Origin of the sequence: Photobacterium proteolyticum, assembly GCF_001939735.1 — a bacterium.
GTDB lineage: Bacteria > Pseudomonadota > Gammaproteobacteria > Enterobacterales > Vibrionaceae > Photobacterium > Photobacterium proteolyticum.
Window position 1 is genome coordinate 1 of sequence record NZ_MJIL01000097.1, and the last position, 13,043, is coordinate 13,043.

At 47.7% G+C, this 13,043-nt stretch carries 11 protein-coding genes; 4 read left to right on the top strand and 7 right to left on the bottom strand.

The genetic code is table 11. The features are described 5' to 3' along the window. Nucleotides 1–175 precede the first annotated feature (175 nt). The 3 genes from BIT28_RS25385 to rsuA all read right to left on the bottom strand — a co-directional run bounded on the left by BIT28_RS25385 (nucleotide 176) and on the right by rsuA (nucleotide 2,893). Nucleotides 176–826 carry a DUF2913 family protein gene (locus tag BIT28_RS25385; protein ID WP_075767757.1) on the bottom strand — a complete coding sequence of 217 codons (651 nt, stop codon included), beginning with the start codon at nucleotides 824–826 and terminating at the stop codon, nucleotides 176–178. A gap of 8 nt (nucleotides 827–834) precedes the next feature. Then, nucleotides 835–2,025 (bottom strand): Bcr/CflA family multidrug efflux MFS transporter, encoded by a 1,191-nt coding sequence (locus tag BIT28_RS25390; RefSeq protein WP_075767758.1) that lies wholly within the window; start codon nucleotides 2,023–2,025, stop codon nucleotides 835–837. A 172-nt stretch (nucleotides 2,026–2,197) separates the two neighbouring features. Then, nucleotides 2,198–2,893 (bottom strand): 16S rRNA pseudouridine(516) synthase RsuA, encoded by a 696-nt coding sequence (rsuA, locus tag BIT28_RS25395; RefSeq protein ID WP_075767759.1) that lies wholly within the window; start codon nucleotides 2,891–2,893, stop codon nucleotides 2,198–2,200. A 279-nt stretch (nucleotides 2,894–3,172) separates the two neighbouring features. On the opposite strand from rsuA, the gene BIT28_RS25400 reads away from it, so the two are divergent. Together BIT28_RS25400 and radD are read left to right on the top strand one after the other, a co-directional pair. Further along, complete coding sequence (locus BIT28_RS25400; protein ID WP_075767841.1) at nucleotides 3,173–3,667, top strand: GNAT family N-acetyltransferase; 495 nt, start codon at nucleotides 3,173–3,175, stop codon at nucleotides 3,665–3,667. A gap of 219 nt (nucleotides 3,668–3,886) precedes the next feature. Beyond that, on the top strand, nucleotides 3,887–5,629 hold the full coding sequence (gene radD, locus BIT28_RS25405) for a DNA repair helicase RadD (RefSeq protein WP_075767760.1): 1,743 nt from the start codon (nucleotides 3,887–3,889) through the stop codon (nucleotides 5,627–5,629). A 122-nt stretch (nucleotides 5,630–5,751) separates the two neighbouring features. Here radD and BIT28_RS25410 read toward each other — a convergent pair whose 3' ends face one another. Beyond that, entirely contained in the window at nucleotides 5,752–7,920 is a 2,169-nt protein-coding gene (locus BIT28_RS25410) for a TonB-dependent hemoglobin/transferrin/lactoferrin family receptor (RefSeq protein ID WP_075767761.1), read from the bottom strand. 403 nt (nucleotides 7,921–8,323) lie between these two features. Between BIT28_RS25410 and rplY the strand changes: the two genes are divergently transcribed. Beyond that, nucleotides 8,324–8,602: a 50S ribosomal protein L25 gene (gene rplY / locus BIT28_RS25415; protein ID WP_075767762.1), complete on the top strand. Its 279-nt coding sequence runs from the start codon at nucleotides 8,324–8,326 to the stop codon at nucleotides 8,600–8,602. 74 nt (nucleotides 8,603–8,676) lie between these two features. Here rplY and BIT28_RS25420 read toward each other — a convergent pair whose 3' ends face one another. After that, nucleotides 8,677–8,937, bottom strand: a complete 261-nt coding sequence (locus BIT28_RS25420; protein WP_075767763.1) for a DUF1289 domain-containing protein — start codon at nucleotides 8,935–8,937, stop codon at nucleotides 8,677–8,679. A gap of 303 nt (nucleotides 8,938–9,240) precedes the next feature. On the opposite strand from BIT28_RS25420, the gene BIT28_RS25425 reads away from it, so the two are divergent. Next, entirely contained in the window at nucleotides 9,241–9,552 is a 312-nt protein-coding gene (locus tag BIT28_RS25425; protein ID WP_075767764.1) for a hypothetical protein, read from the top strand. Between the two features lie 84 nt (nucleotides 9,553–9,636). Here BIT28_RS25425 and BIT28_RS25430 read toward each other — a convergent pair whose 3' ends face one another. Both BIT28_RS25430 and BIT28_RS25435 read right to left on the bottom strand, forming a co-directional pair. After that, nucleotides 9,637–12,015 carry a DNA polymerase II gene (locus tag BIT28_RS25430; protein WP_075767842.1) on the bottom strand — a complete coding sequence of 793 codons (2,379 nt, stop codon included), beginning with the start codon at nucleotides 12,013–12,015 and terminating at the stop codon, nucleotides 9,637–9,639. Between the two features lie 59 nt (nucleotides 12,016–12,074). Then, nucleotides 12,075–12,848, bottom strand: a complete 774-nt coding sequence (locus tag BIT28_RS25435; RefSeq protein ID WP_075767765.1) for a nucleotidyltransferase domain-containing protein — start codon at nucleotides 12,846–12,848, stop codon at nucleotides 12,075–12,077. Between the last annotated feature and the right edge of the window lie 195 nt (nucleotides 12,849–13,043).

Here is a 13,043-nt window from a genome sequence, read left to right on the forward strand (position 1 = left end):
TCATAGGTTCATCTGGTGATACAGATGGTTCACTCATTAAGCGGTGAACAACGCTTCATACGACTTCAGGTCGCACGGGCAAAAATATGTTAGAAAAGGCAGGCGAGATACAAGCTCAAATCGAGTATTGCCTGCCAGAATATCAAAACGTGTACGAATCAGTACTTATGAAGACTCAAGAAGCTGTCGGCAATTCAGGCAGGTGTGTACCGCCGTTGTGCGGGTAAATAATATATTCACCGTGATACTTCACTTTCGACTTATAGTCGGTGACTTTATACATCAGTAGTCCCGCTTTATAGGCGGTATCGACAAAGAACTGTGCATCACCACGAACATAGAGCGATATTGGCTTAATTACCTCGCCCTGCTCGGAAATCCCTTCTTTAAACTGCTTCGAACATACCACCAGCGAAGCCTGACCATCGGTATGGTGCGTCACTTTTCGGTTTACTTCATATTCTGTTGTTACTAGCCAGTCAGCCTCTTCCAATAGATCATAAAGAGATTCAAGCTGCTCGCTTGTCGTCGCTCTGGCAACGTCCTCATCACGAGGAATACCGGAAAAGGTCTGATAAATATGCTCAAACTGCTGCTTCAGCTGGGCATTTTTCCCCATACTGCGGGCCTGCTGCTGCCAGGCCAGTAGTGTTTTAGCCAGACAGTGATCATAACGCTGCTGTTTGATTGCCTTGGTGACCCAGGCACTCAGGAAGTGAGTCTCACTGACCGGGTTATGAGGCGTTTTACCCGCCTGCTGGGAATCGGCCAGTTCCTGAAGCCCATCAGAGACCAGTTTATAAATTTCTTGATAAAAGTTTGCCATGTGGTGCCTTAAGCGTCTCGGGACATAAACCAATAAAAACCCGCAGATAATACTGCACATGTCGCCATGGTCAATGCCATTGGCCAAACTGTTGCATCTGGCATCATCGCAACCATCCCGCCAACAACGGTTCCAGTACCGAATCGCATCGTTCCTGCCAGTGAAGATGCCGTGCCCGCCATATGCGGATACTTGGCCAGCAGACAGGCCATCGTGTTACTACCAATGATAGAAATGGTACCAACGAAAAGCATGACGGGAACAACGACGCCCCACAAGCCGAGCTCAAAAAGTTGACCACACACTAGGCCGATCCCGGCAATTAGCTGAATAGTCAGGCCAAAACGCAGCATCCAGTGCGATCCCATCTTTTTCACCAGCCGACCGTTAATACTGGTCATCAGGATCAAACACACAACATTCAAACCAAACAGTAGACCGAAGTTTTCAGTGCTGACATGGTACAAATCAATGTAGACAAAGGAGCCAACGGTCAGAAACGTAAACATTCCGGCGAAAGAAAAACCGCTACTGAAAATTAAACCAACCGCAGTAGGTGTGGTGAGCATGCGGGCATAATTTCTCAAAGTCGAGCCAAGATGAAAAGGCAGTCGCTTTTCGACGGGTAGCGTTTCCGGAATTTTACCCAGTACAGCCACAATGACGATAACGGCAAACAGGGCCAGTACCCAGAAGATAGAACGCCAGCCAAACCAAATCGACAGATAACCACCAATCATCGGGGCCGCAAGCGGAGCAATTGTCATCACCAGGGTGATAAATGACATGGTACGGGCGAACTCCTCACGTTCGAACATATCCCGCACCAGAGCCTGAATGATGACCGCCGCCGAGGCACCAGCAAAGCCTTGAGCCGCACGTACCCAAGTTAGCTCGACGATACCCTGGCTCATTGCACTTACGCAGGCTGCAATGGCAAAAAGCACCACGCCAATAATCAGAATAGGCTTACGCCCGTAACTATCGGCCAGAGGGCCGTGCAACAGCTGTCCGATGGCAAAGCCAGCGGTATAGGCAGTCAAGGTAGTTTGTACAGCACTGGGGGAAACAGCCAAATCTCTTGCAATACTTGGCATAGCAGGAAGGTACATGTCTATTGCCAGCGGGGTTAGCGCAGCAATGGCACCCAAAATAAGGATCAATTGCAAGCTCAGCTTCTGACTGTCTTGTGTCGTCATAAATTCTCAATAATGGAGGTTCGAACAGGTAGCCGGATATTGTACGACGAATTGGTAGATATATCTCTTTCCTAATGGGAAATTATCTGTTTCTGTTTACGGGGTTATATACGCCTGCAGACACAAAAAAGGACGGATATACCGCCCTTGTCTGTCGCTCTTTCTGTCTCTGTTACTTCAGAAAGTAGGCTATCTCTTCGTCTGTCAGCGGACGGTACTCGCCCGGCTCCAGCTCCTCGTCTAGCTCAATATTACCCACCTGCTCACGGTGCAAGCCGACAACCTTGTTACCCACCGACGCAAACATCCGCTTCACCTGATGGTATTTGCCTTCCGAGATAGTAATAAGCGCTTCACGCTCACTCAGAATTTCCAGCTTTGCCGGGCGAGTGAGTTCTTTCTCACCGCGCAGCTGTACCCCTTCGGCAAATATCTGAATGGTTTCTTCCGGCAGTGGATCAGCCAGTTCAACGTAATACACTTTCTCGCACTCGTGGCGAGGAGACGTAATACGGTGTGACCATTGACCATCGTCAGTCAGCAATACCAATCCGGTGGTATCGCCATCCAGGCGCCCTGCCACATGCAGCTTCTCCGGGCTTACCTCGTCCAACAGCACAAACACCGTCGGGTTGTAATCATCGACATGGGAGCATACAAAGCCCTGTGGCTTGTTAAGCATGAAGTACCTTGGTCCGCTGAAGCTCAGAGAACGGCCGTTAAACTCGACGTCGCAGTCATCGGTTACTTTCAACGAACCGTTTTTCACGATCTCGCCGTTCACTTCAATTTGTTTGTTTTTTAATAGTTTACCGGCTTCTTTACGGGTAATACCCAAAGTGGTACTTAGGAATTTATCAAGCCTCATTACTGGCTCCGCATGGTGCAAAAACGCGTATCATACCAATTTTATTGAAGCGGACATAGACACAGCTGCATGGCAATCTGCAATCTTTTTTACGAAGAATTTCCGCAACTGAGAGAAAGATCCAGCTTTTCAATCAAACACAAACTAAGCTACAAAAAATAGAACATTTCTGGCTTTTCGTGGTCTTTAATTATGAACATGTTACACATAGGTTACGTATAAACATACAGTATCATCAGAACGGATTTGATGAAAAAACCTAACAACAAAGGTCGTACTATGAACATCTCACTTGTTGCGCCAAGTTTGTCATCAACAGATATGCTACTTAAACTCGTTGAGGAACTCTTTGAATATGAAGTTCTACCGCAGAAAGTCGAACAAACGAGTCAGGCTATCCACCAGCTAATCAGTAACCCGGAACTAGGCCAGGCCTGGTTTATCGAAGTCGAACAAGAAGGCGAGAAACTGATTGCTGGCCATATCATCGTCAGTTATAGCTTCAGCCTCGAATATGGGGGCCGCATTGGTCTCATCGATCAGTTCTATCTCAAGCCAGAATGGCGGCAGCAAGGTATAGGAACAGCACTGATCCCACAAATCGAGCAACACGTGACCGAAGCGGGTGTACATGCCCTGTCGCTCGAAGTAAATATCGGTAATGCCGGCGCCAGAAGCTTCTATGAAAAACACGGCTTCGTCCCTCGCCGACAATTTTGCATGATGACCAAGGTGATCAAGCAAGAAGAAATGCCACTGAACATTGCGTCATAACGCTATAAATTTGAACAAAGCTCTGAACAAAACGATTTAACCACGCGCTATGTCGTTGTTACACACGCTATACCTATCCACCCTATCCCGGCTCACTTAATGGTGGGCCGATACATATCAACAGTTTCCCCCTATCGCCATTGACTACAGCTTTCAGGTACACTCTCTCCCTTGAGAGCAAACTGGCTCATCCGTTGATCTCCATCAGTAGTAGTGAATATGTATACCCTCCGCCCCTATCAGCAAGACAGCGTCAAAGCGACGATACATTATTTTCGCAAACACAGTACCCCGGCCGTACTTGCCTTGCCGACCGGCGCGGGAAAAAGCCTTGTGGTTGCCGAACTTGCCCGTATAGCCCGCGGCCGGGTACTGGTGCTGACCCACGTCAAAGAGTTAGTCGAGCAAAACCACAGCAAATACGAAAGCTATGGCCTCAAGGCCTCTATTTTCTCGGCCGGGCTAGGACGAAAGGAAACGGATCGCCAGGTTGTCTTCGCTTCGGTCCAGTCGATGGTGAACAGTCTTGATCAATTTGCCAATGAGTTCTCCCTGCTGGTCATCGATGAGTGCCACCGGGTACCTGACGACGAAAACAGCGCCTACCGGAGAGTGATCAGCCACCTGCAGGCGATTAATCCGGGGATCAAAATCCTTGGCCTAACGGCAACCCCCTACCGTCTCGGCATGGGGTGGATTTACAAATACCATACCCGCGGACAGGTTCGCACCGAGCAGGACCGCTTCTTTCGCGACTGTATCTTCGAGCTTCCGATCCGCTACCTGTTGGACGAGAACTTCCTCACCGAACCCAAGGTAATGGATATGGCGGTTATGGGCTATGACTTTTCTAGCCTCAAGCCTTCCGCCAGCGGCAATTACCGTGAAGCCGATTTAGATAACGTGCTCGAAAAGTCATCACGTGCAACCCCGATGATCATTGAGCAGGTCATTGAGTATGCAGAAGATCGCCGTGGGGTGATGATCTTTGCCTCGACAGTGAACCACGCCCAGGAAATCATGGGCTACCTCGCCAATGAAAACGCTGCTTTGGTGATCGGTGATACCCCACTGGACGAACGAGATCGGATTATCGAAGCGTTCAAGCTACAAGAAATCAAGTATCTGGTGAATGTCTCGGTACTGACAACCGGATTTGATGCACCCCATGTCGACCTGATAGCCATCTTGCGACCAACAGAGTCGATCAGCCTCTATCAGCAAATTGTCGGGCGTGGCCTGCGTTTGTTTGAAGGAAAAAAAGACTGCCTGATTTTGGAGTACGCCGGAAACTGCTATGACCTCTACCAACCGGAAGTTGGCGAGCCTAAACCAAACAATGATAGCGAAGTGATCATGGTCCCCTGCCCGGCCTGCGGCTTTAAAAATAGCTTTTGGGGCAAGCTCGATCCGGCCGGTTTCCTTGTCGAGCACTACGGCCGTCGCTGTCAGGGCTACTTTGAGGACGATGACGGCGAGCGTGAGGAATGCGGATACCGCTTCAGGGCCAAATATTGCGAGGAATGCGGCGCAGACAATGATATCGCTGCCCGCCGCTGCCATCAGTGCAATGCTGTAATGGTCGACCCTGACAAAAAACTCCGAGATGCACTGAAGCTCAAGGATGCCATGATCATGAAGTGTACCGATCTGCGTCTGGAACCGGGAAAGAACAAGTTCGACAAGCCCCAACTCAAGGTCATTTACTCCAGTGACGAAGGATCCGAGATCAGTGAAGTCTGGCCCTTGGCGACCAAAACCCAGAAAGATAGCTTCCTGAAGAAGTTTATCAACCCACATCTGGTCGATCGCCACCGTCCGTTTACGGATACGGCACCAACCAAAGTGGCCAATAATGAGCACCGCTTACGCCCGCCAGAAGTTATTATTGCCCGTAAGAGTGGTCGCTTCTGGGCAATCCGGGACAAGCTATTCGATCTGGACCAGTACCAAAACAGCTAATAAGCAATCAAGCAATAAAGCAATAAAGCAATAAAGCAATCATCAAACAATGGCGATATTATCTATATACAAGAAAGACCGCACTTAGCGGTCTTTCTTATGTTACAAGGAACAACACTCAACTAGAAACTGTAGTCCAGTGTAACACCCCAGTTACGACCTGGCTGTGTACGACGGTCAACACCTTGAGTTGAAGCCGTCACGCCTTCCAGGTCCTGATATTGCCAATACTTCTCGTCAAAGGCATTGAACAGACCTGCACGCAACGTCAAATCATTCGCAGGACGATAGTATGCCGTCAGATCAACCACAGTGTAGCTTGGCGCTTCCACATTCGGATCACTGCCATCTTCAGGCGCTTCCCAATCATTAGCAGACTTAGCCGCAACCATGGTGACGCTCAGCTCACTCCCCCACATCTCACTTGGCGCGTCATAACCTAGCCCAACAACCGTGGTGAACGGGGCAATCGTGTTAAGCGTATCGCCAGACTTCTTATCTTCACCATCAAGATAGGCCATGGATAGACGCGCATATGAGCCCATCGGCGCACCCACTACCTCATCTAACCACAAGCTTCCCTTGAACTCGGCACCATAGATTTCAGCTTCATCGAGATTCTTGTTGGTTGTAACATCTAAGCCACCTTCTTCAGTTGTTTTACTCTGAATAAAGTTGGTGTAGTCATTGAAGAAAGCAGACAATTCCAGCGCACCGACACCGTTACTCGCACGGAGGCCAACCTCATAAGACTTGCTCTCTTCCGGTTTTAAATTAGGGTTCGATACAATTTTATAGCCGTGAGCTGCATTGTCCTTATCGTAATAAAGCTCATGAATCGTCGGCGCTCGGAAGCCTTCGCTATATTGGGCATAAGTACTGAAGTTGTTGCTCCAATGGTATACCGCCCCCAAACGTGACGTCAGCGAATCGCTATTATGCTCCTCCAGGCCTGATGACGCTTCCGGAGTGGCTTTATAATCGTCATAGCGAAGACCGGCAGTCACTACCAGTTTATCGTTCATGAAGAACATCTGATCCTGGGCAAAAATAGCGCGCTTTTCAGAATCTGACTTAGGCACTTCTGCTGTACCTGGCTTCGATGTTCCGGTATCCAGGAAGTGATCCGTATATTCCAGCTCGAAAGAGTTATCAGATGCCGCAACACCGTAAGTCAGCTCATGACGACTCGCAGCCAGCTGAATTTCTTTTTGTAGCAGAACATCGAACTGAACACTTTCATCAGTCCCGGCTCTTGCACGATTACGGTTTTGATAACGGCCAGTATGATCATAGCTGTTATGCTCTGACTCACTGTGGCTCCAGTTGAGTTTCCACTCCAACGAATCGAAAGCAACATTACCTGCCAACCATTCATGCTCAATCCCTAGCCTTACGCGCTCGTCTTTATCATCGGCACGCACATTGGTATAAACAAAGCCAGGCATGAAACCGCCGCCACCATCATAGCCTTCACGAGACAAGATACGGCCATCCGCACTTCGGGTGTAGTATTCACCGGTAAAACCGACACGATGCTCATCGTTAATTTGATAGAAGATTTTGCCTAGCACATTGTGTGAAGCAATGTTGAACGGGTCGGCTGTACCACGCTCCGGACCTTCAATGTCAGCACCATCACCGTGAGCTTCTGTTTCATTGCCATCGCGGTAGGTGTAGATCAGCAATGACTCAAGGTCACCGGTTCTGTTTGCCACCTCGACCGTCGCTTTGTATTCATCGTTGGCGCTGGCATAACCTGTTTTTACGCCAACATGAGTATCATCGCCCGCTTCCAGAAGGTCTTCCGGATTTTTAGTTCTCAGCAACACGGTTCCGCCAAGCGCATCGCTACCGTATAAGCTCGAAGATGGGCCCTTATTCACTTCAATCGCCGTCAGTGTATCCACTTCAAACGTATTTGAGTTTTTGCGCATTACATCCGCACCCGGATTATATGAAGATGGCTGCTCGACGCCATCTACCATCACTTTTACCCGGCTTCCGCTCATGCCACGTATAGTAAAGTCTTCCATACCAAAACGACCGCGACCATTAACCGTAACACCTGGCTCGTACTTCAAAGCCTGCTTTACATCAGTTGCCAGATTCTGTTCTATTTCTTCAGACGTCACTTTAGAAACGCTTGCTGGCACATTCTTAATGCTCTGCTCCGAGCGGGTACCCGAAACAACAACTTCATCAAAAATGGAAACTTCTTCCTGAGCCTGAAGTGATGGCGAAATAGCCAGCACAACTGAGCTGGCAATGATAGTGAGCTTGAAATTCATAGTCCCTGCTTAAATATAATTTTATCAATTAGAAGACGGGACGGATTGTTGCAAACAATAATGAGAATTACTATCATTATCAACGTGATCTGGTTCACGTTTACTGCTTTTTGGCGTCTTTGGGTGTAAAAATACGCTTGCAATTGCTTAAAATATTCTAGCTGTTTATATATCAGGTGGATATCAACACCAGTATGGATACTACATTCAGAGTGGAGTGAATAATGACTTAAACGAAGAAGGAACGTTCAGACAGCTGCTAATATAGATATTTAAACGACTTTTCACGGATTTATCTTGCCGGATGTACATTCCAATGTTAGTATCCGCGCTCGATTTAGGACATTGAGTAAGGTCGCATTACTCATGTAGTCCGATTTAGTTAACTTAAAGAGTATTTAAGATGAAATTTGAAGCAGTAGTACGTACAGACCTAGGTAAAGGTGCGAGCCGCCGTCTACGTCACGCAGAGCAGTTCCCAGCAATCGTTTACGGTGGCGAAGCAGCTCCGATTGCTATCGCTCTAGAGCACAGCGAAGTTATCAACCAGATGGACAAGCCTGAGTTCTACGAAGCTATCACTCTAGTGATCGACGGCGCAGAAGTTAAAGTTAAGCCACAAGACATCCAGCGTCACGCGTACAAGCCAAAAGTTGAGCACATGGACTTCATCCGCATCTAATTGCGAGTTCATACTCTTCTAAAAAAGCGCCTTTATGGCGCTTTTTTTACATCTATGGGTTAGGTTGTTTGGCCTTACTCGTCGAATAATGACTGCTGTGGGCTCAGGCTCTGCTCAGGCGATGATTGCTGGTTGTCTGCTTTGTTTCTGCGCATCACCCTTATATAGCGCTGTCGACATAGCCGCAGAGTATTTCGCTGCTGATCAGCCGTCATCTTCTGCCAGTTAAAACGCTCATCCCGGCTTCGCATACAACCCTTGCAATACCCCCGTTCATTCACTTGGCATACCCCGACACATGGGCTAGGGATTGAGAAAAACTCAAGTTGCTCCATCCTACCCTCCCGCAGCTAATACCTAAATTGATAATATGCAGAAGCCAACACCACGTCCAATATTGTTTCGCAGTATGAGAAACTGCGCTGCCAGTCAAGTTAACGCTTTATCTCCAACAAATGAAGCGAGGCAACCACAAGTAAAAGGGCTATGGGGTACAATTTAAAGTGCTTGATTATTCAACTGTGTTGCCAAGTGTTCCCCTATTCTGTTACTGTTTCCGGGTTATCAGGACTGATAGCTTGAATATTTATTGACGTAGATTGACTATAAGTCTTTGCTACGTGTACCAGGAGGGAACCATGGATTTTTTTGTACCATCGGCGTCTAGCCCAACACAGGCAGAATCTGTTTTTTCATCAATTGCCAATCATGTCTCTGCACCATCTCAGGCCCAGCGTGTGTTCAAGCTAGAATGGGAACACGAAGGCAGCACCTGCACCTGCGAGATCGGCAAAACGTTACCAGCGGTCTTTCGTACCGATGAAGTTGTGTTGGCTATTTTCGATTGCGGGAATGTATTTAAAATCTGTACACCGAATCGTGGCGCTATCAACTTTGATCCTATCCATGCCGTTAAATCAACCGTGAATAACGTTGAGTTCTTCAACTGATCAAGCCGGATCTTATCCGATCCAAAAAACGCGCTTTCTAGCGCGTTTTTTTGTCATATTATTGTGATTTCATCAATGGACAAATTAAAACAGCCCCATCTGCGGCGCGGTAATGTCATCAAAATGCTTGCCTATAAACGGTAAGATCCCGTCAGCAACCGGTTTTAGCTGCTTCTCAAGGTAATGGTTGTAATCAATAGGGCTCTGCCTGAACTCGTGAGGTTCGGCCCCCGCAATCGTAAACACATACTCAATCACCCCCTTGTTTTGATACTGCAAAGGACGACCTAATTTAGCATTCATCTCATCAGCCATACGGGCTGCTCGCACCTGCGGCGGGATATTCTTTTGGTATTCGTTTAAGTTTCGCCGTAGCCGTTTGCGATACACGAGCAAGTGATCGTGCTCACCGTCCAGTGTCTTATTGGCATAGTCACGGACATATTCATCAGCATCCTGATCGTGGAAAACCATATCGTAAAGCGTTTGCTGAAACTCTTGAGCCAGTGGTGTCCAGTCAGTACGCACTGTTTCCAGCCCTTTGAACACCATTTTCTCCTTACCGTTCTCAACCACCAGCCCGGCGTAGCGTTTTTTCGACCCTGTTTCGGCCCCTCTGATCGTCGGCATCAAAAACTTCTGATAATGCGTTTCGTACTCAAGCTCCAGGTAGCAATCAAGATTATATTCTTCCCGAAGCCGTTGCTCCCAGGCTGCATTGATATCGATTACCAACTGCCGTCCAACAGAATCAGCGTCTTCTTGCACATGACTTTTGCCCAAATGCACAAAAACAGAATCCGTATCACCGTAGATAACCGTATAGCCTTTCTCTTCAATCATGTCTTTGGTTCGTGACAATACTTCATGGCCGCGCATGGTGATTGATGATGCCAGCCGATGATCAAAGAAACGGCATCCAGACGACCCCAGTACTCCATAAAACGAATTCATAATGATCTTAATTGCCTGAGAGAATGCCTTCTCACCGTCACGCTTGGCCTGATCACGCGCCAACCAGAGGTCCTCAATCATTTTTGGCAGAAAGTGCTTTTCACGATGGAAGCGACCGCCACGAAAACCTGCAATGGCCTGCTCGTCACCCTTGCCTTCTTCGAGTTGAAGGCCTTCCACCAGCCCCATCGGATCAATACGGAACGATCGAATAATAGACGGATACAGAGACTTAAAATCCAGTACAAGTACAGAATCATACAAGCCCGGTTTCGAATCCATCACATAGCCGCCAGGACTGGCAATCCAGTTTTCACTATCCAGGCTAGGCGCAACATAACCGGCACGGTGTAGCTGAGGAAGATAAAGGTTGGTAAAGGCAGCAACAGAGCCACCGATGCGGTCAAGTTCGACACCCGTCAACCGACTTCGCTCCACCGCAAAATCCAATAAGTGCGTATGCTCAAATATTCGCGAGACCAGCTTACAGTCCTGCAGGTTATATCGGGCAAGGGAAAGCTTGTCATGGCGAAACATCTGATTAATTTCGTCCATGCGATCATGCACATTATGTATCTGCTTTCCTTCGCCCAGCAATTCCTGCGAGACAGACTCCAGCGACCAGGAACGGAAATTAAACGTCGCCGTTTTCAGCGTATCAATACCGTCTAACACCACCCGACCCGGTATGGTAATGAAACCTTGGTTGGGATTTTGGTTCGACTGACGCCAATGTGGGGGCTGTTTACCCCTTCCTATCCGCAGGCTAAGCTTGTTCCATTCAGCACGTTTGAGCAGAAGCCGAAAATCAAAATCAATCACATTCCAGCCAATAACAATATCGGGATCGAACTGGATAAACCAAGATTCCAGGGCAAGCAGCAGATCTTTTTCGGAGTCAACCCATTGCACCCAGCTGTTTTCTGCTTCGTCCTCAACTGGTGCACCGATCATAATCACACGGCTATCCTGCTCACTATGTAAGCCTACCGAATACAATACGCCCTTCTCAGAGCACTCTATATCCAGAGAAACCACGGAGAGCTTGGGAATATAGTCAGCTGCTTTCGCTTTTACCTGCTGATACTCAAGGTAGCCGGCTTTCTGCTGGCTGTGACCGCTAAACGCAATGCCGCCACGAATGAAACGCTCCATCAAAAAGCGATCGGCCAATCGGATATCGGCCTCAAATACTTCTATCCCTTCAGAACGCAGCAACGTCGTCAATTGCAGGCTATCGCGAACAGTCTGGGCATAACAGGCATACATTGGTTTGTGCTGGAAGCTTTTTAACGGCAGTTGACGCCAACTGACCGATATATTGCCAGCACGAAGAATAGTTTCTGCATTGGCCTGATCATGACTAGTGACAAAACAGACAGGTTTGTCACCTTGGACAATGAGACGACAAGGCCCCTGTTCGGTTTTGACCCATAGCACGATCTCTGTTTGGCCACGTACGTCTCGGCTTTGCCTTGTTAGTACAAAGCCCGTTGAATGAGTTTGCAAAAATACCTCAAGCACAACAAATTAGATTCCGAGGCAGCGCGAGCCTTCCTCATGAAAGGTTAACCAATTTTACGATCGATGCGATCAAATTCAGAGACTATCCACCCGCCAAAAGAGTCCATCATAAACAACGACGCCTTCTTGGGTACCTGCTGGCGACTGGCTAAAATAAACAAGCGCTCTACTTCCAACTCTTTCTCGGGATAATATTTAATAAAAGCCTCGGCACATTGTTCTATAGACAGCGCAAGATTTTGCTCCCGGTGCATCACCAAAGAAAAGCAGCTCCACAGCATTTTCTTACTGATATATTCACAGTAGTCCAAATAATTCTGAACAACCTTGGTCGCCATAATTTTCTTGCGATAGCGGCTCAGCTCATCGCCAATATCTCCGTTCAGCGATTTGGCGATATCCCAGCTAGCTTCAAAAAGTCCAAAACGCGTGGATAAATCATCACCATATAAACAGATACAGCAATGTTTTAACCAGAACCCCCAAGTAAATATTGACTCTATAGACAGAACTTCACCGATCTCGACTACTTTCAAATCAACGATAGAAATAACAGCATGCCGAGAAGCCAGCCGCAAGCGGATAGTGCTTAACACCGACTGTTCTGACGCATTCAGAGGGCGCTTAGCAATGATTGTCAGGTTGAGATCTGATTTTCCGGCGATGGCTTCTCGACGGGCAACACTGCCGAACGCGTAAATACTATGTAGCGTTTCGCCTAATCCGGCTTTAAACTGCTTTACTGCGTCCAGTAATACTGGCATATAGTCATGTTGAAAAGGCGTTTCGCCATCAATTACAGGTAGAGCTCTCGCCACACATTTTTCCTTCAAGGATCTGTCATATTCAATCTTTTTCCGCAGGACTCAACACCTGCAGATGACATTCTATCAAATCATAGCTTTACAGATCGAACAATCTAACTCATTGCACAAAAACAAAACAATTCTTAAACACCATTTAATAGCATGAATATGTATGGTTTATTGGGCGCGTCGTGACATATAATCGGC